This window comes from Novosphingobium silvae (assembly GCF_009856825.1).
Taxonomy (GTDB): domain Bacteria; phylum Pseudomonadota; class Alphaproteobacteria; order Sphingomonadales; family Sphingomonadaceae; genus Novosphingobium; species Novosphingobium silvae.
Window position 1 is genome coordinate 88845 of record NZ_WVTD01000005.1, and the last position, 26035, is coordinate 114879.

At 64.3% G+C, this 26035-nt stretch carries 28 protein-coding genes and 1 tRNA gene; 5 read left to right on the forward strand and 24 right to left on the reverse strand.

Annotated elements, in window-relative coordinates:
• Positions 1 to 107: 107 nt before the first annotated feature.
• From GR702_RS08610 to GR702_RS08675, 14 genes are all read right to left on the reverse strand, one after another.
• Positions 108 to 1124, reverse strand: coding sequence for a TraU family protein (locus GR702_RS08610; protein ID WP_086485618.1), 1017 nt, complete (start codon positions 1122 to 1124; stop codon positions 108 to 110).
• Complete coding sequence (locus GR702_RS08615; RefSeq protein ID WP_254908046.1) at positions 1121 to 1780, reverse strand: conjugal transfer protein TraW; 660 nt, start codon at positions 1778 to 1780, stop codon at positions 1121 to 1123. Before GR702_RS08615 ends, GR702_RS08610 begins: the two co-directional genes overlap by 4 nt.
• Entirely contained in the window at positions 1770 to 2006 is a 237-nt protein-coding gene (locus tag GR702_RS08620) for a hypothetical protein (RefSeq protein ID WP_086485949.1), read from the reverse strand. Before GR702_RS08620 ends, GR702_RS08615 begins: the two co-directional genes overlap by 11 nt.
• Before the next feature lie 103 nt (positions 2007 to 2109).
• Positions 2110 to 2373: a hypothetical protein gene (locus GR702_RS08625; RefSeq protein ID WP_160985501.1), complete on the reverse strand. Its 264-nt coding sequence runs from the start codon at positions 2371 to 2373 to the stop codon at positions 2110 to 2112.
• The gene (locus GR702_RS08630; RefSeq protein WP_086485620.1) at positions 2370 to 2696 is read right to left on the reverse strand and encodes a hypothetical protein; all 327 of its coding nucleotides are present in this window, start codon (positions 2694 to 2696) and stop codon (positions 2370 to 2372) included. Before GR702_RS08630 ends, GR702_RS08625 begins: the two co-directional genes overlap by 4 nt.
• Entirely contained in the window at positions 2693 to 5215 is a 2523-nt protein-coding gene (locus GR702_RS08635; RefSeq protein WP_086485621.1) for a TraC family protein, read from the reverse strand. Before GR702_RS08635 ends, GR702_RS08630 begins: the two co-directional genes overlap by 4 nt.
• Positions 5212 to 5805 carry a TraV family lipoprotein gene (locus tag GR702_RS08640; protein WP_086485622.1) on the reverse strand — a complete coding sequence of 198 codons (594 nt, stop codon included), beginning with the start codon at positions 5803 to 5805 and terminating at the stop codon, positions 5212 to 5214. The genes GR702_RS08635 and GR702_RS08640 overlap by 4 nt, the downstream gene beginning before the upstream one ends.
• A gap of 35 nt (positions 5806 to 5840) precedes the next feature.
• A complete protein-coding gene (locus GR702_RS08645; RefSeq protein WP_086485623.1) occupies positions 5841 to 7166 on the reverse strand; it encodes a TraB/VirB10 family protein in 1326 nt (441 codons plus the stop codon).
• Positions 7163 to 7921, reverse strand: a complete 759-nt coding sequence (locus tag GR702_RS08650) for a type-F conjugative transfer system secretin TraK (RefSeq protein WP_086485624.1) — start codon at positions 7919 to 7921, stop codon at positions 7163 to 7165. Before GR702_RS08650 ends, GR702_RS08645 begins: the two co-directional genes overlap by 4 nt.
• Positions 7905 to 8543: a TraE/TraK family type IV conjugative transfer system protein gene (locus GR702_RS08655; protein WP_086485625.1), complete on the reverse strand. Its 639-nt coding sequence runs from the start codon at positions 8541 to 8543 to the stop codon at positions 7905 to 7907. The genes GR702_RS08650 and GR702_RS08655 overlap by 17 nt, the downstream gene beginning before the upstream one ends.
• Positions 8544 to 8552: 9 nt before the next feature.
• Entirely contained in the window at positions 8553 to 8819 is a 267-nt protein-coding gene (locus tag GR702_RS08660; protein ID WP_086485626.1) for a type IV conjugative transfer system protein TraL, read from the reverse strand.
• A gap of 133 nt (positions 8820 to 8952) precedes the next feature.
• Positions 8953 to 9270: a hypothetical protein gene (locus GR702_RS08665; RefSeq protein ID WP_086485627.1), complete on the reverse strand. Its 318-nt coding sequence runs from the start codon at positions 9268 to 9270 to the stop codon at positions 8953 to 8955.
• Between the two features lie 156 nt (positions 9271 to 9426).
• Entirely contained in the window at positions 9427 to 10209 is a 783-nt protein-coding gene (locus GR702_RS08670; RefSeq protein WP_160985502.1) for a DsbC family protein, read from the reverse strand.
• Entirely contained in the window at positions 10196 to 10504 is a 309-nt protein-coding gene (locus GR702_RS08675) for a hypothetical protein (protein WP_086485629.1), read from the reverse strand. Before GR702_RS08675 ends, GR702_RS08670 begins: the two co-directional genes overlap by 14 nt.
• Positions 10505 to 10951: 447 nt before the next feature.
• Here GR702_RS08675 and GR702_RS08680 point away from each other — a divergent pair, with 447 nt between their 5' ends.
• Positions 10952 to 11368 carry a helix-turn-helix domain-containing protein gene (locus GR702_RS08680; RefSeq protein ID WP_086485630.1) on the forward strand — a complete coding sequence of 139 codons (417 nt, stop codon included), beginning with the start codon at positions 10952 to 10954 and terminating at the stop codon, positions 11366 to 11368.
• 131 nt (positions 11369 to 11499) lie between these two features.
• On the opposite strand, the gene dmeF is transcribed toward GR702_RS08680, so the two are convergent.
• Both dmeF and GR702_RS08690 read right to left on the reverse strand, forming a co-directional pair.
• On the reverse strand, positions 11500 to 12504 hold the full coding sequence (gene dmeF / locus GR702_RS08685; RefSeq protein WP_160985503.1) for a CDF family Co(II)/Ni(II) efflux transporter DmeF: 1005 nt from the start codon (positions 12502 to 12504) through the stop codon (positions 11500 to 11502).
• On the reverse strand, positions 12501 to 12776 hold the full coding sequence (locus tag GR702_RS08690) for a metal/formaldehyde-sensitive transcriptional repressor (RefSeq protein WP_086485632.1): 276 nt from the start codon (positions 12774 to 12776) through the stop codon (positions 12501 to 12503). Before GR702_RS08690 ends, dmeF begins: the two co-directional genes overlap by 4 nt.
• Positions 12777 to 13207: 431 nt before the next feature.
• Between GR702_RS08690 and GR702_RS08695 the strand changes: the two genes are divergently transcribed.
• Complete coding sequence (locus tag GR702_RS08695; RefSeq protein ID WP_086485633.1) at positions 13208 to 13423, forward strand: helix-turn-helix transcriptional regulator; 216 nt, start codon at positions 13208 to 13210, stop codon at positions 13421 to 13423.
• A gap of 330 nt (positions 13424 to 13753) precedes the next feature.
• Here the strand turns inward: GR702_RS08695 and GR702_RS08700 are convergent.
• The 6 genes from GR702_RS08700 to GR702_RS08725 all read right to left on the reverse strand — a co-directional run bounded on the left by GR702_RS08700 (position 13754) and on the right by GR702_RS08725 (position 19720).
• Positions 13754 to 13829, reverse strand: a tRNA-Lys gene (locus tag GR702_RS08700).
• Positions 13830 to 13929: 100 nt separating this feature from the next.
• Positions 13930 to 15042, reverse strand: a complete 1113-nt coding sequence (gene rodA, locus GR702_RS08705) for a rod shape-determining protein RodA (protein ID WP_160985504.1) — start codon at positions 15040 to 15042, stop codon at positions 13930 to 13932.
• Entirely contained in the window at positions 15039 to 17138 is a 2100-nt protein-coding gene (gene mrdA / locus GR702_RS08710) for a penicillin-binding protein 2 (protein WP_202408156.1), read from the reverse strand. The genes rodA and mrdA overlap by 4 nt, the downstream gene beginning before the upstream one ends.
• The gene (locus GR702_RS08715; protein ID WP_237449633.1) at positions 17135 to 17587 is read right to left on the reverse strand and encodes a rod shape-determining protein MreD; all 453 of its coding nucleotides are present in this window, start codon (positions 17585 to 17587) and stop codon (positions 17135 to 17137) included. Before GR702_RS08715 ends, mrdA begins: the two co-directional genes overlap by 4 nt.
• A 98-nt stretch (positions 17588 to 17685) precedes the next feature.
• Positions 17686 to 18567: a rod shape-determining protein MreC gene (locus tag GR702_RS08720; protein ID WP_160985506.1), complete on the reverse strand. Its 882-nt coding sequence runs from the start codon at positions 18565 to 18567 to the stop codon at positions 17686 to 17688.
• A gap of 106 nt (positions 18568 to 18673) precedes the next feature.
• Positions 18674 to 19720, reverse strand: coding sequence for a rod shape-determining protein (locus GR702_RS08725; protein ID WP_160985507.1), 1047 nt, complete (start codon positions 19718 to 19720; stop codon positions 18674 to 18676).
• Positions 19721 to 19963: 243 nt separating this feature from the next.
• Between GR702_RS08725 and mutL the strand changes: the two genes are divergently transcribed.
• Positions 19964 to 21781 (forward strand): DNA mismatch repair endonuclease MutL, encoded by a 1818-nt coding sequence (gene mutL / locus GR702_RS08730; RefSeq protein WP_160985508.1) that lies wholly within the window; start codon positions 19964 to 19966, stop codon positions 21779 to 21781.
• Positions 21781 to 22272: a hypothetical protein gene (locus GR702_RS08735; RefSeq protein WP_160985509.1), complete on the forward strand. Its 492-nt coding sequence runs from the start codon at positions 21781 to 21783 to the stop codon at positions 22270 to 22272. The genes mutL and GR702_RS08735 overlap by 1 nt, the downstream gene beginning before the upstream one ends.
• Here GR702_RS08735 and GR702_RS08740 read toward each other — a convergent pair whose 3' ends face one another.
• Positions 22273 to 22989, reverse strand: a complete 717-nt coding sequence (locus GR702_RS08740) for a MauE/DoxX family redox-associated membrane protein (RefSeq protein ID WP_160985658.1) — start codon at positions 22987 to 22989, stop codon at positions 22273 to 22275.
• Positions 22990 to 23240: 251 nt separating this feature from the next.
• Entirely contained in the window at positions 23241 to 24341 is a 1101-nt protein-coding gene (gene ychF / locus GR702_RS08745) for a redox-regulated ATPase YchF (protein ID WP_160985510.1), read from the reverse strand.
• A gap of 149 nt (positions 24342 to 24490) precedes the next feature.
• Here ychF and GR702_RS08750 point away from each other — a divergent pair, with 149 nt between their 5' ends.
• Entirely contained in the window at positions 24491 to 26008 is a 1518-nt protein-coding gene (locus tag GR702_RS08750; protein WP_160985511.1) for a tetratricopeptide repeat protein, read from the forward strand.
• Positions 26009 to 26035 lie beyond the last annotated feature (27 nt).

Genomic DNA, 26035 nt, shown 5'->3' on the forward strand with positions numbered 1-26035 from the left:
GGGCACCGCCGCCGCTCCGTCCGCGCGCCCGCTCACGGTGGGGAGCCTTCCGTGACGAGCGGGACAACCGCCCGTGCCGGATGCGCGGGATGGGGGAAGCGACCGGCTCATGGCGTGGAAATCCCCGCGCAGCAGATCGCTTTTTCGAAGAGCATGAACTGGGCGTTGTCCTTGCCCGGCGCATGCTTGCCGCTGGTCCAGAGCGCGCCGGGCCGGCCGATGTTGACGCACTTGCCGCCCTTGACGGGCTCCATGATCTGGAGCTTGTAGCGGCTCTTGGTCCAAATCGGCTGAGCCTTGAACGAGCAGCCGTCCTCGGAATGGATGGTGAGTGCGCCCAGGCGCCCCATCATGAATGTCGTGCGCGCCGCCAGCCCGGCCCAGGCCTCGACCCGGTCGCCCATATGGATGTCGCCGGCAACCGGATAGGTCGCGCCCCACGACCCCATGCACCAGAACAGGGGATCGATGGTCTTGCCCGCGGCGGCGGCGGCGCTGTCGGCCATGCAGGCAAGGCCTGCTGCCGGATTGCCGAACAGGATGCCCTCGGGCTGGATGATCGCGCCGAGCGTGCCCGACTGCCAGGTCGGCAGAACCTCGGTGATCATCGCGACATCGAAGCCGTCATCCTCGATGCACGGCAGGTCGGTGAACATGTCGAGCATCTTCCAGACCGGCGCGATGTAGTAATGCGCCTGCGCAAACAGCTTGGTGGTGTTGGTCCCGTCGGAGATCGACGACTGGCTGCCCTGGAGCTTGCCGCCGGTCGGCAGGAGGTCGACGCCGAGCGCCGTCATGCAGCCGGGCTCGGTGACGACGTCAACCATGCGGTTGGGTGTCCAGAAGCTGACCTTGACCCCGAACCAGAAGGTCGCGCCCTTGCGGCAGGCGCAGAGCGGCTTGGACGCCGACTGCGCGTCGAGCGCCTTGTCGAGCTTGTCGTAGCTGCCGACGCGCACGCCGCCGATGGTGATCGGGAAGATGCAATTCCACCTGACCTTGGTGATCGGATTGAACACCGTGTCCGAAGGGCATTTGGAAGCATGCGCGGGCGTGGTGGGCGCGAGCAGCGACAGCAGGATCGCGGCGGCTCCGACGCGCAGAGCGGATGCAAGGCGGGTCATTGGCCTCGCCCTCCCTTGGCTGACAGGTTGACTTCGGTGAGTTCGAGCTTTTGTCCGACCTGCCGCACAATGACGGGCGCGACCGTGAGGCCGAGCCGGTCCTTCACTCGTTCCTCGAGCATGAACAGCGCGCGGCTGTGGCGTTCGCCGAGCGACAGGGCATCGTCTTTTGGATCGCCGCCGCCGGTCAGGACGATCCAGTCGGTAAGCGTCGCCGTCTTCAGCGCCCAGGCGAGATCGCGGGGGTGAACGATGACGAGGCGCTGCGGCAGCGAGACATAGGTCAGCGGGTTGAAGGTGAAGCCCTTGGGATAGAGCAGCTTGCCGTCGGGCAGACGGATTTCCTGGTCGAGCGTGTAGAAAGGCACGACATGGCGCACACGATTCTCGCGCGCGGTGGCGAGAGTCGCACCCTTGAGCGCGCTCCATGCCGAACGCGGGCCGAACTTCGCCCTGATATCGGGCGGCTGCTGCGCGGCGCGGGCCTCGATCTCGGCCATCGCGTCGGGCTCGGCGATCGGCCAGGTGCGGCCGATGGTCGAGGTGTCGGCACGGGCGGACGACGCGATCAGCACCGCGCGGGCCAGGAGCCCGGCGATCGTCGCGGACTGGAAGGCGACGATGGGCCAGCGCTGGCGGGTGCGATCATCGGCCACGGCGGCGCTCCCTCCACGGCACGGGCGGCGTGCGGCTTTCGCCGCAGACCGCACAGATGAACGCCGAGAGGCCGAGCACGAGGGTCAGCCAGATGAGCGCCTGGTTGCCGCCGAGGTCCGGGGCCGACCACAGCACCAGCCCCGACTGCACGATCAGCAGCAGATGCGTGCCGACCAGCAGGCGGATCGAGGACGGACAGGGCGAGGCGGAGAAGATGCCGTTCATCGCCATCTCCGTGACCTTCGCGCGGCCATCCAATCGGGAAGCCGATCGAGAATGTGCGCGACGGCGAGCGCCAGCGCCGCGCCGGCGAGCCCGGCACAGGCGATCAGGGCGGCCAAGCAAGGCCCGCATAGGCCAGACTGGCGATCACCGGCCCGGTGAACGCCAGCAGGAGCTTGCACCGCCGCCAGCGGATGCGCTCCATGCCCAGGATCTGGATATAGGCATCGCGGACCGCCGCGAGCAGCTGGATCCGGCCGCTCAGTTCCTCCTGGCAGCGGAGCAGGTAGGCGTGCAGCGTTTCGTCGGGCCGGCGCTGAACGGCCGCCAGGGGATTGGTGTCTTGGGGCGGGAGCGGGTCGAGGATCATCGAGGCCTCCGCAATTTCGCGAGCAACCGGCTCACGGCACCGGTCAGCGCGATCATCAGCAATCCGGTCAGGAAGCAGCCAGCGCCGACCAGCGCAGCGCTGCGCAGGACGAGTCCGGTCGGCTGCTCGAGAACCAGCCCGGCGACGAGCACCAGCGATGCGATCATCACCGTTTCGATGACGACGAGGCGGAACCGCCAGCGCAGCGCATCGGCCTCGGCGCGCTTCGCCACGCGCGCCTCGACGATCCGTTCGAGGTCATTGTCGCCGTTCTCGACGAGCCGGAGCGGCAGCTGGTCGGGGGAGGCAAAACGCCGGCTCATGACCGCGCACCCCGCTTGAATGCGACGGCGCTGTCCGTCTGGCCCGCGTTTCCGAGGACCTCGGCGGGATCGACGCCGGCAAGATCGCAGACCGCCTCGAGCGGCGATCGGCCTCGGCGCACCAGCGCCTCGAAGGCCGCGACATCTTCGGGCGCCGAGGTGTTGATCCAGTAGGAGAAGGGATCGACGACGAGGCGTGCAATGCCGAGCCCGAGCGGCGAGTCGACGAACACCTCGCTGTAGTTGGGCTTGTTATTGCGGACCGATTTCAGGAGATCGAGAACGAAACCCGAATAGTCGAGGATCTTGTTCTCGACCGCCTTGTCGTAGGTCGAGCCCTGCAGCAGGAAGCGGGTGGCGGCGTTCTCGAGGATGACCTGGCCGGTGCCGCCGAACAGCATGAGGTCGTTCATGCTCTGGAGGACAATGCCGAAACTGCCGCGATATTTGCGGGCGCGGCGATACCCCTGGGAAAATGCCTCGGCGAGCCGTGACAGATCCTGCCCGTCGCTGCGCGTCATGAACTGCGCGGCTTCATCGCAGAGCACGAAGCGGGGCCGGTCACGCGCCGACAGGTAGAGTTCCTGGGTGACGGCGTTGACCACGACCATGATCACGACGTTGAACAGGTCGGGCATGGCCTTCAGGCGCTCGAGTTCGAGCACGACGAATTCGTCGCTCGAAATGTCGAAGGTCGAAGGCCCGTTGAAATAGTGGCCGTAAGCCCCGTCCGAACCGAAATCGCGCAGGTTGAAGGCGAGCTCGCGCGCGGTCGGCACCAGATGGTCCACGCGGTCGAGATCGGAGGCGGTGTTGGCGGGATAGGCTCCCAGCCATTCGCGCACCGCGTCGATCCCGGCTTCGGCCCGCCCGCTGTCGATCGCCCATTGCACCGCGGACTTGAGCAGGTTCCATTCCGAGGTGGTGACGCCCTTGCGGGTCGCGGCATTGGCCATTTCCGCGACGATCGACACGGCCATGCTGATCGCGGATTCGCGATCGTCGCCGTCGAGGGCCAAGCCCAGATCGAAGGGATTGAGGACGAGATGCTCTTCGCCGAGGTCGATGTAGCGGCCCGAGCAGAGCGAGCAGAGCTTGCGGTAGGAGCCCCCGATGTCGATGATGCGGATGAGCGCGTTCTGCGCGAAATATTGCTGGCAGAGGTTGTTGAGCAGGAAGCTCTTGCCCGCGCCGGACTCGGCCGAGACGATGAAGTTGTAATTGTTGATCCGAGGATCGAAGAGGTCGAGCGTGATAAGCTGACCCTTGCGGCCCGTGTAGAGCAGCGCCGGCCGGCCGCCGCCCCGGAAATCGGTCTGGATCGGCGACATCAGCACGCCCGCGCGCACCGGCACGCGGAAATCGCGCTGAAGCATGCGGACCGTGCGGCGCTCGGGATAGAGACCGAACGGCAGGCTCGCGGCGAGCAGGATCGGATTGAGGTAGCTTTCCTCCTGCACCATCCAGGGCAGCGGCTCGCTCTCCCAGAGGCGTTTGGCGCGCGCCGCCATCTCGCGGGCCTGGTGACGATCGCGGCCGAACACCCAGAGCGTCGGGATCACCGAGACGAAGCGGCTGTTGCCCACTTCGTCCAGGATCCACGAAATCTCCTCGATCTGCTTGCCGACCTCGACCGCGAAGCTGCCCGCGGCCTTCTGCGCCGAGAGGATCTGCGCGCGCTTGTGGATCTCGAATTGCGAATGGTCGAACAACACGTTCAGGGTGAAGAGGAACGGCCCGCCGATCTGGTCGCTGTCCTCGGCCGAGCCGCGCATGCCGCCGGTCAGGCGATTGGCGCGCTCGGCGGTAATCCGCTTGGGCGGCGACTTGGGGGTCAGGCAGCGCGCCACCTGGTTGCCGAGAAACACTTCCGGTCCGTCGAAAAGCAGCGCCGGTCCCGCGTCGATAATCTGGCGGCGCAAGGGGACATCGGCGGTCTGGGTGAACACGCCGGGCGCGGCGGCATGGACGCCGTTGAAGATGCGGCGATAGAAACTAACGATCTCGCCCGCCCCCATCGGCCGGATACCGAGCTTGGATAATTGCTCCTCGATCTGCCGGCGCAGATCGCTGTCCATCGGCGCCCTGGCCTTGACCGAGAGGAAAGTGCGGAAATTGCGGACCGGGATGCCGTGGAGCGCTTTCAGCCCCATGGTTCCCGCCTGGAGATAGTCGAAGGTCCGCCGCGCCGATGCCTGGATCAGCGGATCGGGGCGCGTCTTGAGATCGAGAAAGGCATCGAGAGCGCCTTCGACCAGCGGATCGGCGAAGCTCTGAAGCTGGAGGATCGTCCCTTCGGGAAAGTTGACATTGAGGAGCCCCAGCAACGCCTCATGCACATGCGCGAACAAATAGGCGGTGGGAACCAGCTCCCAGGCGTAGCCCCAGCCATCGTCGATGGTGAGGAAGGCCTGCTCTTCCTCGACCCAGGCGGCGAGCGGCAGATAGTCGGAATAGCTGTCGCGCTCGACGCTGCGGCGCAGCCGCGCGAGCGTCATGCCCGATTGGTAGCTGGTCATGGCCGCGGTCCCGTGTCGTTCTGGCCGTCGTCGGCACGATCCCTGACCTGTTCGAGCACGTTCGCGCGCGATGCCGGAGATACGGGCGTGACCAGATAGTCGCCCACAACCCATTGCGGGCGCTCGACCAAAGAATAGACATAGCGCGGCATGTAGAGCCGGTCGGGCCGCTGCCGATCGGCATAGGGCAGGATCAGGGTGCGTACCGTGCGCGGGGGCTTCAGCATCGGCGTGACTGGCTGCTCGATCAGGCCCTGCAGTTCGCGATATACGGAGTCACGATAGCCCGCGAACGCGCCCGACCCTGTCTTTGCGGTGCCTGCCTTGCCGGAACCGCGCGCGGGCTTGCCGTCCTTCAGCAGCTTCCTGTCGTTGGTGACGGCCGGATCGGACTTCGACGCCACGCCAGCCACGGCGTCGGCATAGGCCTTGTCGGGATGGATGCACTGGCCATGATCGTCGTTCTTGCAGCTGAACTTCTCGCTGTAGGGCGACATCACCGATCCCAGCGTCGCGCAGCCGCCGAGCAAGGGAAGCGTGAGGATCAATGCAGCGGCCCGGATCGCGCGGCCTCGCGGACGATGAAACATGGGACGTACTCCCCTGGTGTTTGCTGGCGGGCGCATCAGAATTTGCTCCCCGCGGTGGGCTTGATTTCGAGGCTGACGCCTTCCTGGATGACGACGACGACATCCTTGGCCGCGCCGACCTCGACGATGGGGCCGGCCTGGCGCGCGAGATCGAGATAGAAGTCTGTCAGCTTGTCCGACGAGCGCGACAGGCCGCCGGCGATGCCCGCCTGCGCCGCGTCGCCCGCATCCAGCGTGCGGACCGAGCCCAGCGCCGAGGTCGAGACATTGCCGACCGTGTTCTCGACCGTCTGCGCGACTCCGGTGATGGTGCCCGCGATAAAGGAGCGGGCCAGCGCCGCGCCGGCACGGGTGACGACCTTGCCGGAGAGGCCCTTCTTGCCGTCGGCATCGACGAAGAAGCCCTTGATCGGCTGATCGACCACCGAGCGTTCGTCGAAGTCGACGCAGGACAGCGAGACCAGCTGGACTTCGACCCGCTCCTTGGCGAGGCTGCCGGTGGCGTTGCCGATGACGAAGCAGCCGGAGAGGTTGGCCTTGACGTCATTGGGCAGCACGGCAGGCGCCTGGACACGCGCGATCAGCGGCTCGGGATTGTTGGTCGCGTCCCGGCTCGCCAGCGCGTCGATCCCGGTCAGCAGCCGCGCCTTCATGAAACCAGGCGGCAAATAGATCGTCCGGGCCTTTTTTTTAGCGCCCGCTGCCGCATCTCCGCCGCCGACCGGCGCGGTCGCCGCGCCGATCGCGCCCACTGTCTTTTCGACCGGCGGAGCAGGGGGTGCGGGCGGGGCCGCGGGAGGCGCCGGAGGAGCGGACGCCGATGGATCGATGTCGCCGGTCGCGGGCGGTTCGGGAAAGTCGGGAACCGCGCCGGGGATCGCCGGCGGCAGGTCGCCGTCGATCGCGCCCGCCGTGCCGGTCCCAGGCACGATCTTGCCTTCCTCGATCGCGGTCACGCGCTCGCCGAGCAGCGTCTGACCGTCGAGGATCTTCTTCAGGTCGCCGCGCAGCTTGATCTCGAGGCTGTCGCCGCGAAGTCCCGCACCCATGTCGAGATGCGAACTCGGCGGCGCGGCGGCTTCCTCGGCCTTGTCGCCGCTCGCCGAATAGAGGCCGAGCCCCAGCGCGCCGATCACGCCGGCGACGCCGAGCTGCTTCAAGCGCAGCTGCTGGCGCGCGCTCAGCGTCTGCCAGCGCGCCTTGAGATCGAGCAATGCCGGACCGCGCGAGGCGAGGTCGGGACGAACGCGTTCCTCCTGAAAACCGTCGAGGTCGAGTTCGCCGTCCCGGTCCTGAAGCGTGCGATCACCGCGACCGCCGCGATTGCCGGGGCTGCGATCATTCGGACCGGCGGGGCTCATTGTATGGTTCCCCGGCGCACGACGATCAGCCGGGCCGTCTCGCCCGCCGACAGAGTGCCGCGGTCGAGCGTGACCGCGAAGATATTGGCGCCGAGCGCGCTGTCGAGGAAGCTGCGTTCGTCGAGCAGCGTGTCGCTCGCCACCGACACCAGATACTCCGAGGCCGAGAGGCCCGAGCCGTCGACCTCAATGCGGCGCCGTTCCTCGATGCTGGCATCGGGGAGCAGCCCCAGGCGGAGCGGGCCCGAGCGCGGTGCGACGCTGGTGAAGCTCGCCGGTATCCGGTCCTGGAGCATCGAGAGCGTGATCGAGACCGCGCGTTCTTCCTCGACCAGCGGTCCGAGCAGTTCCTCGTTCGCCTGCGCGCGCTGGGCGCCCCCCGGCTGCAACGTCACCGTCTGCGCCGGAATGTCGGATGGTTCGGCGTAAAGCGCAAAGACCGCGCCGTTGCAGGTGATGAAGAATTCGGACGGGACCGTCACGAAAGTCCGCGTCACCGCACCGGCGTCGTCGATCTCGCGGACGAGAAACTTGATCCACGCGTCGCGTCCGGCTTTTTCGACGGCGATCGCCTTCTCGGCGGAGAACTTGACGTCCTCGATCTCGCCGCCCGCGCAGATCACATGATTGATGTCGCGGTTGGACAGGCGGATCGTGCTGGTCTGGTCGGGCAGCGCGACGATGGTCTGCGCCATGACGGGCAGCGGCATCAGGGCGAGGCCGAGCGCCAGCAGCCGCTTAGCGGGGCTGTGCATCAAACTTCTCCTCATTGAGGGCGGTCAGCCAGAAGCGGCCGTTGTCGATCACGTATCGGATCCGCAGATTGCCCCGGAACTTGCGGATCACGCCGCCGATCACGCGCACCTTTTCGACGGGAACGAGGATCTCGGTCCTGGTCCAGGTCACCGGCTGATCGGGGCGGATATAAGTCGCGATCGAGAGTGTCGGATTGTCGGCCAGCTCGTCGAGCAGGCGGTTGAGACTGTCGCGCACGCTATTGTAGGTCGAGGGGTGGACGATCGAGAGCAGCTCCTGGAACTGCCGGTCCGCCGAGTAAGCCGAATAGGTGCCCGACAGCGACACCACGTTGCGCGTAATCGTGCGCAGGTATGCCTCGGACGGCTCGCTGCCGGTCACATAGAGGTCGCCGCCGCTGCCGAACGGCACGACCACGGTGCGGGTGTTCTGGTTCGAGGTGTAGATGAGCGTGCCGAGCACGGCGGTAATGCCGAACAGGCCGATCACGGCGAGCTTCAGCAGCCGGTTCTCCTCGAACAGGTTGCTCGCGCCCTGCAGGTAGCGGTGCATGCCGAAGCTTGCGGGCTTGCCGAGCAGGGGGTCGCGTGGAGGCGCGTCGGGGGATTTGCGTCCGAACATCGCTTGGACTCACTCGAAGAAGCGGGTCTGCGTCGGACCCGGATAGTTGCGAAAGCTGACGAGGCCCCAGCGCCAGGCCATGTGCGGGATGAACCCGCGCGGCTTGGTGCGAAGCCAGGGGACGAAAAGGAGAAGACCCGCAACGAGCGCCCAACCGAGCATCCCGCCGAGGACTACGGCGACGAAGATGACGGTGATCACCAGCACGAATTCGTCCGATCCGAACCACAGGATCTGGACCGGCTTGTGCAGATATTGGGGTAGCCGCTCGTTCATGAGCCTTCTCCTCCTTGCGTCGTGACCTCCCTTCCGAAGCCGGTTGAACTTCGTGGGCTGTCTCGCCATCGCGCCTGTGCGCGCTGGCCCGTTGAGGCCCGCGGTCCGCGTGGGCGGACCACGGACCGAACCGTCAGATGACCATCCCGAAGGTCTGGAGGATCGAGTCCGCCTTGATCAGGCAGACCGCCGCGACGATCGTCGGGATGCCGATCATGATGTTCGAGAACAGCCTGCTCACGCCGAACAGGAAGGCGGCGACGCCGCCGACGAAGCCGAGCGGGCCTTTGACGCCCTGGTTCACGACGATATCGTAGATGTCGTAGCCGAGGTCACCCGCGGCCGGCGCGGAGAAGGCGTGAGCCCCACCGGCGCCGAGCAGCGCGAGCGCGGTCAAAGGGATGCCGACATTGGCGAGCGAGACGGTCTGCCGACCGATGGTCCTCAACATGCATTTGCTCCTGTGAAGATGGGCCGCTCCGGGATCTGCTTGCCGGCATCGATGGGGATCGCTGTCGGCCGGCGGCGAGGCTGGACGGCCCGTCTCGGGTCTCGCCGCCGGCATGGGGCTGGCGCGGTGATCGCCGCACCAGGGATCGGGACGTGGTCAGCGCCCGGCATTGGCGAGCGCCTTCGTCCCGGCGAGGAACTCCTCGATCTCGGCCTGCCGGAAGCCGGAGATGATCTTGCCTTCCGCGATCAGCGTCGGCGTGCCGGTGATCCCGACGCTGCGCACGACGCCGGCGTCGGCTTCGACCCGCGCCTTGCCTTCCGCGCATTTGCGCAACTGCGCGGGAGCGGCACCGGCGTAGATCGCCTTGAACGCGGCTTCCTTGTCGGGCGAGCAATGGACATGCTCGGCCTTGGCGGCAGCCTCGGGATGGATGCCGGAGACGAAGAAGATGAGGCGGCGCACCGGCTTGCCCTCGGCGGCCTTTGCTGCCCAGAAGCGGTCGAGCGCGCGGCAGTAGGGGCAATCGGGATCAGTGAACTCGAGGACGACGGGTGCGCCTTCGGGGCCGATAGCTAGGGCCTTGCTGGTGTCGATCGCGGCGAGCTTCCTCGCCGCAGTGGAATTCTGCGCCAGCGCGGTCAGATTCTGCCCGTTGCGGTCGTAGACCTCCGCGAACAGCAGGTGCTCGCTCTCGGGCGCGTAGTAGATGATGCGACCACCCGCGCTCGCCTGGTAGATCGGACCCTTGACCGGCGCCGGTCCGAAATCCTCGAACTGGAGATTGGTGAAGGTCTGCCGCAGTTCGCTCTCGGCTTCGCGCGCCGCCGCGGCGAGCGGATCGGCTTGCTGCGCCGAGGCGGCGCTTTGGGCAGCGAGGATCAGAGGCAGGGCGAGGGCTGCTGCCCCGATCTTTGGCCCGAGCTTACGGATGCGCATGCGAAATCTCCTGAATGGCGCTAACCGGAGGTGAGAGCAGGCGCGCATCGAGATGCGTGCCCGATCCTACCGGGATGTGTTCACGGGCCGTGGCCGACAGGCCGCCGTTCTCCGCCGGGGCCGATGCCGCCGCGCGGATCACAAAGCCGTCCGCCGTCGCGGCGATGGTCCGATGCCGCCCCACGTCCGGCATGGAGCTGAGGCGCTGGGAGCGATTGTCCGGCGTCGCGCAGGCTGTCGTCGTAAGGACGAGGACGCCCAGGGCAGCCGTCATCGCTTTGGCAATCGGCTTCATGCACGACTCCATGTCGGCGCAACGCGCCAAGGTTAAAGTTACTTAACGATCCGAAGTATCAGGCCCGATTCGACTTGAGTTGTTCGGAACGAGGTTTGACTGATGGGATTCGAAGTCGATTGCAACAGGCCCCGGCAGCTGAGTGCCGCCAGCTTCGAAATTAGCCGGAATTGCTCGAAAATAGCTTTATTTCGGTATGATGGGTTCGTTCGCGCCGCTCTGTCGCACTTTCGGAAGATAAACTCCGAAACACCCCATTTTGGATGAATTCGGCAACGAAATGCCGACTATACCGTATTCGACTGGTGCGGGCACGTATTCATGCCTATTCGGTAGATATATTCCTCTAAAATCATCGGCATCTATTATTGCGGACGACCGTCTGGGCTAATTAGATATTTCGGGCGATCCATCGCGCCAGGACGCGTTGCTGCGGAGGACGAGATCATGGAGCCCGACGATAAATTTGCCGCCGTCGACACGTCGATCTTCAGGGAGATCAAGCTGCTGTCCGGCGAGCGGATCAGGCACGAGCGGAACCTGCGCGGCATCACGCAAATAGAGCTTGCCGCCAACATGGGCGGCAGCCCGCGCTGGATGCGCGAGATCGAGGCCGGGGCGCCGGGCACGAAGCTGGAGGATCATCTGAAAGCCACGCTCAGCCTCGGTATGCCGACGGGACATATCGCCTTCTCGATCCTCTTTGCGGGCCAGCGCATGCGGTTCCCGCGTCAGCTCATCTACGGCGATCTGCCCGCCATCGAGCGCAAGTGCATCGAGATGATATCGGATTCGGTGCTCACCGCGCTCAAGCAGGATCTCTCACCCCAATGGCGGCGCGGCGATGATTGCGGCCAGATATGAAACCCGCGACCGCTCCGAACTGCGGCGCATCTTCATCGAGCGGATATTGTTCGATCCGATTGACCCGCAGACAAATAGGGCCACAGCTGCTTTGCGATGATCGGCCAACGCAGCTGGATCCAGACCAACGGTCAGCGACTACACAGCCCGCATATGTGCCCGGTCTCTTCTCTGGCGGGGTGCGGCTCGATCGTGACGTGGACGAACTCGTCATGCACCCGGACCCGTCTGGCATAATCCCCGGGAGGCAAGGGTCGTTCCGCGACCAGAGCGACGATCGCGGCGAACTTGCCCGGACCCACCTGCCAGACGTGAAGATCGGTGATGCGGGCATCGCCGTCCTCGATCGCCTCGCGGATCTCGTCTTCAAGCTCGGTATTGGCGGCCGCGTCGACCAGCACGGCCGAGCTGTCGCGCAGCAGGCCGAATGACCAGCGGGCGATCACGACCGCACCGACGACTCCCATGGCGGCATCCATCCAGCGCCAGCCGAGAAACAAACCGGCAAGCAGCGCGGCGATCGCCAGCAGCGAGGTCAGCGCGTCGGCGACGACATGGAAGTAGGCCGCGCGCAGATTGTTGTCGTGCTCGTGATGATGGCGATAATGCCCGTGATGGTCGTGCGCATGATGATCGTGATGGCCCTCGTGACCGTGGCCATGATGATGGCTGCCGAGCAGCCAGGCGCTGACGAGGTTCACGATCAGGCCGAGGATCGCGATCCAGATCGCCTCGACATAGGCGATGTCGGCGGGCGCGAAGAGTCGCCGGACCGACTCGATGCCGATACCGAGCGCGATGATCGCCAGCACGAGGGCGCTGGCAAAGCCGGCCAACTCGCCGACCTTGCCGGTGCCGAAAGTGAAGCGCGGATCGCGCGCATGGCGCCGGGCATAGCCATAGGCGAAGGCCGCGACGCCGAGCGCGCCCGCATGGGTCGCCATGTGGAAGCCGTCCGCGAGCAGCGCCATCGATCCGGTCAGATAGCCGGCGGCGATCTCGCCGATCATCATCGCGAAGGTCAGCACGACGACGATGCGGGTGCGCCGCGCATTCTCGTCATGGCTCGCGCCCAGGAAGTTGTGATAGTGCGCGAGGGTCTCGGCGCTTCGCAAGACGTCCGTATCGCGAGTCATTTGGAATAGCGCCGGATCACGGTTGTCAGCTCCGCGGCGCCGGCCGCGCGCTCGGTATCGTCAAGGCCGGGCCGTGCGACATGCTCATTGAGATGCTCGACGATGATCTCGTCCATCAACCCGTTCACAGCGCCGCGCACCGCCGCGACGAGTTGGAGAATATCGGCGCAGGGCGCCTTGTCAGTGAGGCCGCGTTCGACCGCTGCGACCTGTCCTGCGATGCGTTTGACCCGCGCCATGAGATCGGAGTCGTTTCGAGATGTGTGTGCCATACTATACCCCCCTATATTATTTAGGGACAGGCTGACAACTGTTCCGGGCGGGCGGTGGCATACACCGGAGCTAAGCGACGAGATCCCGCCGCGGGAATGATAAGCGAGAACGCAATATGCGGCATTTGCTTGCCTGAAAGCGCGATCTTCGTCCTTTGGAAGCCGCTCCGGAAATGCTAGATTGGCTGCGCGTCATGGCCTGCCTGCGTTGCCCACAGGGTAGCAATCCATGCGCTATTCCCATGCGGACTCATACGATCAGCTTCGGCGAACGCGTTCGCGTAATGGCCGGATGGCGGTCCAACCGTTCCAAATCGGCCGGAAGGGAAGGGAGAGGGAAGGAAGCGGAAGCAGCGGACAGACAACTGTCGAAGACCCCAATCCCTCAACCACAACACTGAAGTCGGCAGGCGACCCGATCGGACGTTGCAATGCGTAATCTGCTGGCATTCTCCGATCTAAAGGCGAAGGATATTCCTTTCACCCGCCAGCATGTGGCACGCTTGATCAAGCAGGGGCGCTTTCCCGCACCGATCAAACTGGGCGTAGGCACGAACCGCTGGATAGCTTCCGAGATCGATGACTGGTTGGATCAGCGAAAGGCCGCCCGGGATGAGGCTCTGGCATCGCGGCCAGGAAACCCATAGTCAATTTTCACGATAGCAGACCGAACGTCCGCTAGTTCCGAACGGTGCGCAGGCAAAGCCTTCCCCGAACGTCGCTTGCGAATCGGCTTTCCGTGAGCAGCATAAGGCTCGTTCACAAGCCAGGGCTAGATGCCTCAAGTCAGGTCTTGCACGGCAGATTTTGAGGTCGGCGCACGCGAACAAGGCGTCACTGGCAGGAACATTCCCGAACCTCTGGGAGCCTCGCATCACGTGAAATCTGCTGCACAGTTTGCTGCACACCAGCGGAATCTTGATCGAAAATCGACCTTAGGTTACTGTGACAAGTCACTGAAATTATTAAGAAAGTAGTGGTGGACGCACTTGGGCTCGAACCAAGGACCCGCTGATTAAGAGTCAGCTGCTCTACCAACTGAGCTATGCGTCCACACTACCTGCTACAAGGCCTTGCGGCCCCGCCGCTTCGGCAGCGGAGAGGCCCCTATAAAGGCTCTTTTCGGATTGAAAAGAGCTATTCTCAAAAAAGTTCACCGAAGCGAGCCACGGCCCTGACTCCAGCGGTGTACAGCCATGATCGTGCCAAGGCAGATCATGTTGGTCAGCATCGAAGTGCCGCCGTGGCTCATGAAGGGCAAGGGAATACCCACGACCGGCGCCAGTCCCATGACCATCATCAGGTTGATCATGACGTAAAAGAACATGGTCGCCGTCATTCCGGCGGCCAGCAGGCTTGAGAACCGATCGGGCGCGCGACGAGCGACGTTCATCCCCCATCCGAGGACAACCGCGAAGACGAAAAGCACGAAGAGCCCGCCCATCAAGCCCCACTCCTCCGACATGGTCGCAAAGACGAAGTCCGTGTGGGGTTCTGGAAGGTATTGCAAATGGCTCTGGGTGCCGTTGCCGAACCCTTTGCCGAAGATGCCTCCCGACCCTATCGCGATCTTAGATTGCGTGATGTGATAGCCGGTCCCGAGCGGATCGCTTTCCGGATCGAGGAAGGTCAGCACTCGGTTGCGCTGATAGCCGTGAAGCAGCGTGAAGAACGAGACGGGTGCGATGACCATCACGGCAGCGCCTGCGCTGACGAACCACCACAAGGGGAGACCAGCGAGGAACATCGTCACCGCGCCGCCGAAACAAATGGCCAGCGCGGTCCCAAGATCGGGCTGGATCATGACGAAGAGTGCGGGAAGACCGATCAGTAGGCCAGCGGGTACAAGACCGCGCCAACTGGCTGTCATCGCCTGGGGCAAAGTTTCGTAGAAGCGGGCGAGAACGAGAACGATGGCCGGCTTCATCAGCTCAGAGGGTTGCAGCGTCATGAAGCCAAGGTTCAGCCAGCGCTGGCTTCCTCCACCGACCGCCCCGATGAGCTCGACCAATACGAGCAGGACGACTATGCCGCCGTAAACCGGATAGGCGGCCAGGCGGAAAAGGTTTCGGCTCAGGCGCGAGATGATGACCGCCATGACCAGAAAGATGCCGAAGCGCACGACATGGCTGAGCGCGTAAGGCTGCAGCGACCCTCCGGCCGCCGAATACAGAACCGCCGCGCCAAGCGACACGAGGCAACACAGAGGTATCAGCATCTGCCAAGGCTGGCGCGAAATAGCCTCTGGCACGATCGAGCGGCTCATTGGGCGTTTGCTCCGGGAGTGCCGCTCGGCGTGGACGTGCTGGCTGGGGCCGGCGGCGCATCCGCACGCGGAATGCCGGGCGCTGCATCCGGTTCCGGCGCAGGCGACTGCGCATCGCTGACGATCGGCTGGCGCGGCTCCTGCGAGCCGCTGGCCTGCTGCAGGGCCTCGGGCGCCACGGCGGGAGCACCTGCTCCATACTGTGCCGAGTAGGCGCGGTATCTTGTATCGAGACGCTCCTTGGCAGTGCCGCCCCAGTTTTTCTCGAGTTCGGTCAGGATGTCCATGCCTTTCTGCCGATCGAAGACATACGTCAAAACATCTCTGGCGATGGGATAGGCCGCGCCCGATCCACCACCGTGTTCCACGACTACGGAGCAGGCATAAACCGGATTGTCGAAAGGAGCGAAGCAGATGAAGTGGCCATGGTCGCGGTGCTTCCAAAGACCGCCCTTGCCGCTGCCGATGTTGAGGCCGACTACCTGCGCGGTGCCCGTCTTTCCGGCAAGCTTGATGTTCGGGAAAGGCAATTTGGAGTTCGGCGCCGATCCGGGTCCATTAGCCACGTCCGACATTGCCTGGTGAATATATGCCAGATGGTCCTGCGGAATGCCGAGAGAAGCGGCAGGGCGGTCGCCAGCGCCGTGAAGAAGCCGGGGCATGATGATCTTTCCGCTTGCAAGGCGAGAAGCCTGCACCGCCTGCTGCAGCGGGTTCACGAGGAAGTAACCTTGCCCGATCGTCGCGTTCACGGTGTCGAATGTCTGCCATTCCTTGCCGTACTTGCGCAGTTTCCAGGCGGGGTCGGGCACGGTGCCGTAAGACTGGCCGACTACAGGCAACTCGAATTCATGGCCAAGGCCTAGGCGCCACGCCATCGCGGCGATCGGGTCCATGCCGATGCGCTGGGCGAAGTGATAGAAGTAGACGTCGCAGCTCTGGTATATGCCCTTAGCCATGTTGACCGAGCCGTGACCGCGCCGGTTCCAGCAGTGGAACACGCGGTTTCCGACGCGAAGGCCACCGCCGCAGAACACCGACTCGTCGGGATCCAGACCTGCTTCCATGAAGGCCAGGGCCACCATCGGCTTCACGGTCGAGCCGGGCGGATAAAGGCCGCGCAGCACCTTGTTGCGGAGCGGCACATGGTCATCCTCGGACAGCATCTTCCACTCGAGGCGGCCGATTCCATCAGAGAAGCTGTTCGGGTCGTAACTCGGCATCGACGCCATTGCGAGCACATCGCCATTGCGACAGTCCATCACCACGACCGCCGCGGACTCAAGACCGATCCGGCGCGCGGCGAAGTCCTGTATGCCTGCATCGATCGTCAGCTTGATCGTCTTGCCGGGAACATCCTCGCGGGTATCGAGATTGCGCACGATGCGCCCGGAGGCGGTGACCTCGACGCGCCGGGCGCCCGGGCTGCCACGCAGATCCTTCTCGAAAATCTTCTCGAGCGCGTCCTTGCCGACCTTGTAGCCCGGCGTGATCAGGACGGGATCGTGGTCCTTCTCGTACTCTTCCGCGGACGCAGCTCCGACATATCCGATAAGATGGCCTACCGAAGGACCCGTGGGATAAAAGCGCGAGAAGCCGCGCTGCGTTACCACGCCGGGAAGGTCGGGCAGACGCACGCTGACGGCGGAGAAGCGTTCGAGGTCAAGCCCGGTTGCGACCTCGACCGGCGCAAATCCATGTGCCTTGTCGAGCTTGTCCTGCAGGTCCTGCAGGTCGACCGGTGAGAGGGAAAGCAGGCGTCCCAGTTCGGCGATGGTACGCTCGGCATCCTTCATCTGCTCGGGTACGACATCCACTCGGAAATCGGCCCGGTTCGATGCGAGAGGCTGTCCATGGCGATCAAGGATCCAGCCCCGGCGCGGAGGAATGAGGGAGAGGTTGACGCGGTTGCTTTCCGCCTCCAGCTTGTATTTCTCGTTCTCGAACACCGACAGGTACGTCATGCGCGCGGCGAGTAGCGCGCCGACCCCGCCCTGTATCGTTCCCAACACGACAGTGCGGCGGTCGAAACTGTTGCGCAGGGTACCTGTCGTGACGTGCGGTGGACGCAGCCAGCGGCGAAAGTCGATCTTCATCGAATAAGCACGAAGGGCCTGAGCCGAAAGCGATCGGCAATGGCGACGAGCCGGCCGACAAGCGGATAGAAAAAGACCGATATCACCAGTTGCGGACCGATTACGCGTAAGGGGGTAGAAGCACCGGCGATGTTCGAGATACCGAGGCAAAGTACGATATAGGCGATGATCAACCCGACCGCCACCAGCCACTCGGTCAGGAAGTTGCGCCAGGGGAGCCGGGCTTCCACCACGTCGAGCACGATGGCGGAGATGGACCACAGCAGCACCGCTGTCCCGAACGGCTGGCCTGAGAAAAGATCGTCAAACAGGCCGAGCGGAAGACCTGCCCATACGGGCAGCAGACCAAGCCGCAACTGGCGCCAGGCGATGAAGACCAGAAAGCCAAGGGGAGGAAGTACCGGAGCCGACGCGATCAGCATCCAGCCGGGCATGAGCGAGGCGACCATGATCGTCAGCCATGGCACGCTGAGTGCAAGGAGAGCAGACGGCTTCCGGTTTATCCTTGGCCTAATCACGCCATCTGGCTGCGAGAGCAGGGCCACGGCTATGATCCCGCCTGTGGAACTGCCGGAGGCGGTGGGGGAGGAGGGCTCCAGGCCCGCTCGACGATCACGAAATCGGTATCGGACGGATTGCTCAGAACACGTGCGATAGCTCCGTCGCGGAGGAGCTTGGTTACGATCGCCATTGGCGTGCCGGGCCGATACAGGCCGCCCGAGCCCGTCGTCACCATCACGTCGCCCTTGCGCAGCGGGTTGAGACCGAGGTTGACGAGGCGAACGCGGATAGTGCCGTCGCCTTGCCCTTGCGCAAAGGCGGCCACGCCATCCTTTGCGCGCCGCACCGGCACCAGACTTTCCGTGTCCGTGATCAGCAGCACCCGAGAACTCGAGGATCCGACCTCGAGAACGCGCCCGACAAGGCCCATCGGCGAGCGCACCGGCATGCCCTTCGTCACGCCGCGATCCGCGCCGGCGCCAAGCGTGGCGAACCGACGCGTACTTGTCCCTGTGGAAGCCACGAGGCGCGCGAAAGCGACCGGCTGGGCGTCGCCTTCGTCCAGATCCAGCAATTGCTTGAGGCGGCGGTTCTCGTCCTTGATCGCCTGCGCCTCAACCAGCCGGACCTTGGCTTCGGCAAGTTCACGCGCGACCCGTGCGTGTTCGCTGCCGCTCTGGAAGAAGCCCGAGATTGTCGCGAAGGCATTCTTGCCGGCGCTTCTTCCACCCGCAGATGCCTGTGCAGCCGGTTCCGTCGCGTCTGCGGCGACGCTGTTCAGTACGGAAAAGGCGCCCGGACTGAAAATGGCGATGGCCAGCAGAACCAAGCCGACCAGAGCCCCTGCCACGCCCGCTGCGTAGCTGAAGAACGTCGTGTACTGCGCCCTGCGCGAAAAGCCGGAGCGCCGATTGGATGGCGGTGCCATGCGCCATGCACTCCTGTCGTCATTGCGGCGTCACCTGCAGGCTGGAGCCGCTTCATCTGGAACAGCAGCAGCTCACCCGAGCCACCGCTGTCCTTTGCAAACCCGATCAGGCGGACATGAGGACGCCGCGATAGACCGGGTCCTCCATCGCGCGGCCAGTGCCGAGAGCAACGCAGGAAAGCGGATCCTCGGCGACGCAGACCGGAAGGCCGGTCTCTTCGCGCAAATAGGCATCGAGGCCCTGGATCAGCGCACCGCCGCCGGTAAGGACGATCCCCTGATCGACGATGTCAGCGGCCAGTTCCGGTGCCGTGTTTTCAAGGGCGATGCGCACGCCCTCGATGATCGCGCCAATGGGTTCGGCCAGCGCTTCTGCCACGTTGGCCTGGGTGATGGTGATTTCCTTGGGCACGCCGTTGACAAGGTCGCGGCCCTTGATGTGGATCGTCTCGCCCACGCCGTCGGCTGGCATGATGGCGATGCCGTAGTCCTTCTTGATACGCTCCGCCGTTGCGTCGCCGATCAGCAGGTTGTGGTGGCGACGAACGTAGGAGACGATCGACTCGTCCATCTTGTCGCCGCCCACGCGAACCGAAGTGGTATACGCAAGGCCACGCAGGCTAAGCACCGCGACTTCGGTGGTGCCCCCGCCGATATCGACGACCATCGAGCCGACGGGCTCGGTGACGGGCATGTCGGCACCGATCGCGGCCGCCATCGGCTCGAGGATGAGGTAGACCTGGCTGGCGCCCGCGTTGCTTGCAGCGTCGCGGATGGCGCGGCGCTCCACCGACGTGGAGCCCGACGGTACGCAGATCACGATCTCGGGATAGCGGAACAGGTTCTTCTTGCCGTGCACCTTGCGGATGAAGTGCTTGATCATCTCTTCCGCGATCTCGATGTCGGCGATGACGCCGTCGCGAAGAGGACGGATCGCCTCGATGTTGTCGGGAGTCTTGCCCATCATCATCTTGGCGTCGTCGCCGACCGCCTTCACTTTCTTCACGCCGTTCATCGTCTCGATGGCGACAACCGACGGTTCGTTGAGGACGATTCCGCGGTCCTGCACGTAGACCAGCGTATTGGCCGTGCCGAGATCGATCGCCATGTTCTGGGAGCCGAGTTTGAAGAATCGCGAGAAGACGCCGGCCATCTAAAATCCGTTTCTTGCCAATCGCTTGCCGAATGAACCTCGGAACCTGCGACAGGGGTTTTGGGGTGAGAGCGCACCCCTTAGCCCATCGATTCGCGAAACGCCAAAATTTTGTGGCTTTTTGCCGTGGGTATCGACGGGTGCCCGTCTCGAATTCCTCGCGCTTCGTCGCTACGGTCAGCCGCCATTGGTCGTGCGCCGCAACAATGCGTAACCAGCGCTGATTTCAACCGAGTCCCTAGTATGCCGACTATCCGACGACTGCCCGAACATCTCGTCAACCGCATTGCAGCGGGCGAGGTTGTGGAGCGTCCGGCCTCCGCCCTGAAGGAACTGGTGGAGAACGCGATAGATGCCGGCTCTACCCAGGTCACGGTACGTCTCGCGTCGGGCGGGCTAGACATGATCGAGGTCACGGATGACGGCTGCGGCATGCGGCCGGACGAAATCGCGCTGGCTCTGGAACGGCACGCCACCTCCAAGTTGCCGGATGAGCAGATCGAACTGGTCGCCACGCTCGGTTTCCGGGGCGAAGCACTGCCCTCGATCGGCTCCGTGGCCTGTCTCACGATCGAGAGCCGGCCCCACGATGCGCCGGAAGGCTGGAAGAGTGTCGTCGATCATGGCGAAGTTACCATGGACGGACCGGCGGCCCTTCCTCCCGGCACTCGCATCCGGGTTGAGGCGCTGTTCGCGAAAGTGCCGGCGCGGCGCAAATTCCTGCGCTCTTCCCGCTCCGAATATGCCGCATGCCTCGACGTCGTCCGACGCCTCGCAATGGCCAGGCCCGACATCGGCTTTGTCATGGAGCACGATGGCAGGCGCGTGCTGGCAGTGCAGCCACGCGAGGAACTCGCCTCGCGCGTTGCACGGATTGTGGCGCGCGAACTGGCCGAGGACGGCGTGCTGATCGGAGCGGAGCGAGGGCCGTGCCGTCTCACCGGCGTTGCAGGGCTGCCTACCTACAACCGAGGCGTGGCGGATCATCAGTATCTCTTCGTGAACGGGCGCCCGGTGAAGGACCGCCTCCTGACGGGGGCGGTACGCGGCGCCTATTCCGACATGCTGGCGCGCGATCGCCACGCTGTTTTGGCGCTTTTCCTCGAAATCCCGCCCGAGGAAGTGGACGTCAACGTTCACCCGGCAAAGACGGAAGTGCGGTTTCGCGATCCGGCGTTCGTGCGCGGGTTCCTCGTCGGTGCATTGCGCCATGCGTTGGAAGGGGCCGGGCAGAAGAGCGCCCAGCCGCCTGCCGGCGCCGCGATGGAGATGTGGAAAGTGGAGCCGGTCCGGGCGCCGCCCGTGACGCCCTCGCTCGGGACGCTGTTCGCGCGCGAATATGGCGGACCCAGCGCGCGGCATGAAGCTTCGAGAGTTGCGGAGAGCGGCACCGTCTGGCGCTCCTACGAAGCCGACGTCATGGCCCAGCCGTCAGCAAGAGCCGAGCCTGCCAGCGAAGCGAGCGAAGAGGCCCTGCGGTATCCGCTTGGCGTGGCGCGAGGTCAGGTGGCCGGAACCTACATCGTTGCCGAAGCGGAAGACGGCCTTGTCATCGTCGATCAGCATGCGGCGCACGAACGACTGGTTCTCGAGAAGCTCAAGGCGGCAGGAGCCGAGGAGGCGATGAATCGCTCTCAGGCCCTGCTGTTGCCGGAGGTCGTCGACCTCGAGGAGACTGCCTGCGACGCGCTGGAAGACAAGCTGGTCGATCTTGCCCGTCACGGCCTTGTCCTTGAGCGGTTCGGCCCGGCGGCAATGCTCGTGCGGGCCGTGCCTTCGGTGCTCTCTCGCAGCGACGTGACGGCTCTGGTCCGGGATGTGGCCGACGACCTCGCCCGGAACGGTGACGCGCTCCTGCTCGGTGAGAAGCTGGATCTCGTGCTGGCGACGATGGCATGTCACGGCTCGGTGCGGGCAGGGCGCGCGCTCTCGGTTGCCGAGATGAACGCGTTGCTTCGCGAGATGGAGCGAACGCCGCGATCGGGCCAGTGCAACCATGGCCGCCCCACATGGGTTAAGCTTGCCCATCAGGACATAGAAAAGCTTTTCGGGCGAAAGTGATGCGAAAGACGATTGCGGCTGTGGTTTGCCTAGGGTTCCTGTCTGCCTGCGGGGAGGAGGGGGCTTCCCACGACCCCGCCAAGGCGGCGCGCGATGTCGCCATGGTCGAGAAAATGAGCAAGGAACCGTTCAAGCCGATCCTGCCGGTGGTCATTACCCAGGTCGACATAGAACGCTATGGTCTCGACAAGCCGGGGTGCTCCTTCCACAAGAATCGCGACAAGGATCCGCTCTTCATAGCCGGCAAGGACGAGGCATTCATGCGTGTCGGCGCAGAACTCAAACGCTTCTCCGCTAAGGATGTCAGCGCGGATTTGCCCGGTGGAGCCCGGTCGACCTACGTTGGCCTCGCCAGCTGGATCGACCTTGTCCGCCTGCCCGACGATGGTTCGGGCAGCGACGCTCTCAACTGGCCTGCACGACTGATCGTCCACGACGCCCAGGAACGTGTCGCCTATCGAGCGGACGGGCGCGTGAGCTGCCGGACCTGATCATGGCATTATGGTGGGTCGGATCAACATCCAAACCGCCATACCGACCATGAAGAGGTTCTCGAGAATAGAAACCGCCCCGAGCGGTACGTTGTCCGCGCCGCCGACGCACGCGCACCTCAGCTCCCGCTTCTGAACGTAGACAGCGTAGAAGACGGAAACCGCGCCGACGCTTCCGATCAGGAGCGCGATCGGAATGGACAGCCAGGGCAGGATATCGGCCGCCATGAAAGCGCCGGCGAACCATTCCAGGAATGGATAGGCGTAGGCATAGGGCACCCATCGCCGCGCCAGAAGGTCGTAGCTCAGGAACATCGTCGTGAATGCTTCCAGGTCCTGCAGCTTCAGCATGGCGAGAAGCAGCATCGATGCCGCAACGAACCACTCCGCGGCCTGAACCGTAACTGACGTCCCAAGCACATCCCAACTCGCGGCAAGGGCAATCACCGCAGCCGTGAGAAAGACGCATATGACCGGTGCATAGCCGGGGCGGCTGGATGGATCATCCAGACCTAGGAAGCGCCGAAGATCGTCATGCCCGCCTATGCGCTGTTCGTTGATGAACGTTTGCGGCGTAGTGCTGACACGATGTCGAGCTTTGAAGGCATCGACTTCCTGGCGGGTAGTAAGGCAGTGATCCTCGACCAGGTACCCCTTGCTTTCTAGGAGATGCTTGGACTTGAGGCCGAATGGACAGACGTGCCTGTCCATCACCATCCGGTAAACCACTGCCGTGCGGTTTGGATCGATTAGGGCCTCTTCGGCGCGCAGGCCTTCGATCAGATGGCTTTCCGAGCCGTTTCGATCACCCGTACAATCCAGCGAACGTGGCGAAATTCCATCGACCATAGGCCAATGCTCCTTGTCGCCTCCCGCCATGGTAACGCACGCTCACGGCGGAAAGTGCCGAATGGATGCATCCGCTTTCGTGCAGGAGAGGCAGATCGCCGCCTCCCCTGCGCCGTCCGTCAAACGTTGAACTTGAAGTGCATGACGTCGCCGTCGTTGACGACGTACTCCTTGCCTTCCTGACGCAACTTGCCCGCTTCCTTGGCGCCGGCCTCGCCTTCGCAGGCGACGAAGTCGTCGTAGGCAATCGTTTCGGCGCGGATGAAACCGCGCTGCATGTCGGAGTGGATCGTGCCGGCGGCTTCCGGAGCCTTCGCCCCCTTGTGGACTGTCCATGCGCGGGCCTCCTTGGGGCCTACGGTGAAGAAGGTCAGCAGTTCCAGCAGTGCGTAGCCGGCCCGGATGATACGGGCTAGGCCTGCTTCCGAAAGGCCCATTTCCTCAAGGAAGACCATCCGTTCGTCAGGCTCCATCCCGGTCAGTTCAGCCTCGATCGCGGCTGAGACGATGACAGCGCTTGCACCTTCGGCAGCTGCCTTCTCGAACACCCTCGCCGAGAAGGCATTGCCTGCGGAAGCGGCCTCTTCCTCCACATTGCAGACGTAGAGCACCGGCTTTGCGGTGAGCAGTTGGGCCTGTGCAAAGACGCGCGCCTCGTCCTCGTCCCTGGGCACCGTCAGGCGCGCTGGCTTGCCCTCCCGCAGGAGTTCCAGCGCCTGGCCGAGGACGGAAGCGACGATCTTCGCTTCCTTGTCGCCCTGGGTCGCCTTCTTCTGGGCGGCGGGCACTCGCTTCTCGAGGCTTTCGAGGTCGGAGAGCAGCAGTTCCGTCTCGACCGTTTCCGCGTCGGCAATCGGATCGACCTTGTTGTCGACATGCTGGATGTCGTCGTTCTCGAAACAGCGCAGGACGTGGATGATCGCATCCACTTCGCGGATGTTGCCCAGGAACTGGTTACCCAACCCTTCGCCCTTCGACGCTCCACGAACGAGACCGGCAATGTCCACGAACGACAGCTGGGTCGGGATGATCTTGGCCGAGCCGGCGATGGCGGCCAACTTGTCGAGCCGCGGATCGGGCACGCCGACCTGTCCCACGTTCGGCTCGATCGTGCAGAACGGATAGTTCGCGGCCTGAGCGGCCTGCGTCTCGGTCAAGGCATTGAACAAGGTCGACTTGCCGACATTGGGAAGGCCAACGATCCCGCAACGAAAACCCATCGATTACTCCGAAAGCAGATATGGCCGGGAAGCGGCCTTTGCCGCGCCCATAGCGACCTCGACGGGACTTGACCAGTTTGTCCGCGAGAGGAGATGCAGCAGCACCAGGATTGACGGAACGTTCAGCCATTGCCTCTAACCCGTGCGACATGAATTCCCTGCTTCGACCTGCCTTGCCCTTCGCCGCACTTTTTGCGCTCGCGTCATGCGGGGAAAGCCCGGAGGCGGTTTTCCGAGACGCCCAGACGGCCTTCGCTCAGGAGAACTATCAGGAGGCGCGCCTTGACCTCGTAGAGGCTTTGCGTGCGCGACCGACTGACCATGCGATGCTTGTCCTCCTGGCCGAGACGCACCTCAGGCTTGGCGATCCCGACAGCGCGGAATGGGCAATCGGTCGATTGGAGCGGGCCGGTGGCAAGCCGCCGGCCCGGATCAAGGCCGAAGTCGCCCTGTTGAGGCAGGACCCGACGTTGGCTCTCGACCTGCTGGGACGTGACGAGACTGTGGACGGTTGGCGTATCCGTGGGGAAGCATATGCGATGCTTGGCCAGGCGGACGCGGCGCGACACGCGTTCGAACAGGGGCTGAAAGCGGGCGGCAATGTGCGTCTTGGCTCGGCCTATGGCCGGGAACTGCTGCTTGCAGAGGATTTCGGCGCTGCGGGAAAGGTTCTGGCGCGGATGAGGTCATTGGCGCCGCAAAGCTACGAAACACTGGTGATGGCAGCCGATCTGGCCGCTGCACAGGGGCAGGACGAAGCAGCCATTGCAGCCTACCGCAGGACGATCGATGCCTTCCCGGACCGGGCCGCGCCCATGCTGGCCCTCGCGAACCAATACGATGCGCTCGGCAAGGTGGACGATGCGATCAGCCTGGTCGAGCGAGCCGCGAAGATCGATGCCGGTGACCCTCAGGTAGAGGAACTGCGTTTCCAGCTCCTCTCGGAAAAAGGCGAGTGGGAGAAGATCAGGCTGGCGTTGCAAACGCGCGAGACTTCCCTGCAGCCGGGATCGGCACTTAGCATGACGTATGGCGAGGCACTGCTGCGCCTCGGGCACGCGGAGCAGGCGCGCGTCATCTTCCGCCGTGCAGCGCTCGTTCTTCCCGGCAACCCTTATTCGCGGCTGATGCTCGGACAGGCAGAGCTTGCGACAGGCGACGCGCAAGGTGCCTGGAAGACCCTGGAGCCGCTTGCGCAGAGCAGCCTTGCGAGGCCCGAGGTGCTGGTTCAGGCGGAACAGGCGGCGCGCGCTGCGGGAGCGCCGGAAGCGGCGAAACTTCGCGCAAGGCTGGAACCTGCGCGGATTAAGGCGACAATGGAGCTGGTGGAGCAGGGTGAAGATGCGCTCGCGCGCCAACAGTGGGCACGCGCCGTGGCGATCTACACTCGGCTGCTGCAGCGTGGTGAGGACGCGGAAGTGCTGAAACGGCTGGCGCTTGCACAAGGCCGCTTGGGTGATGCCGCCTCGGCCATTGCCCGGGCAGACAGGGCGCAGGCCCTTTCACCCGACAATCCGGACTACCTCTACGTAGCCGGCATCGTACGCCTCGACAGCGGGCGGGATGTCGGCGAGGCCGTTCGCTTGTTGGAGCGAGCTGCCGCCATCGATCCGGGTAACCGGGCCATTTCCCGGGACCTTGCGCGGGCAAAGGCCGCCGCCGGCTAAACCGGCAGCGGCCCTTGAGGAGATAGT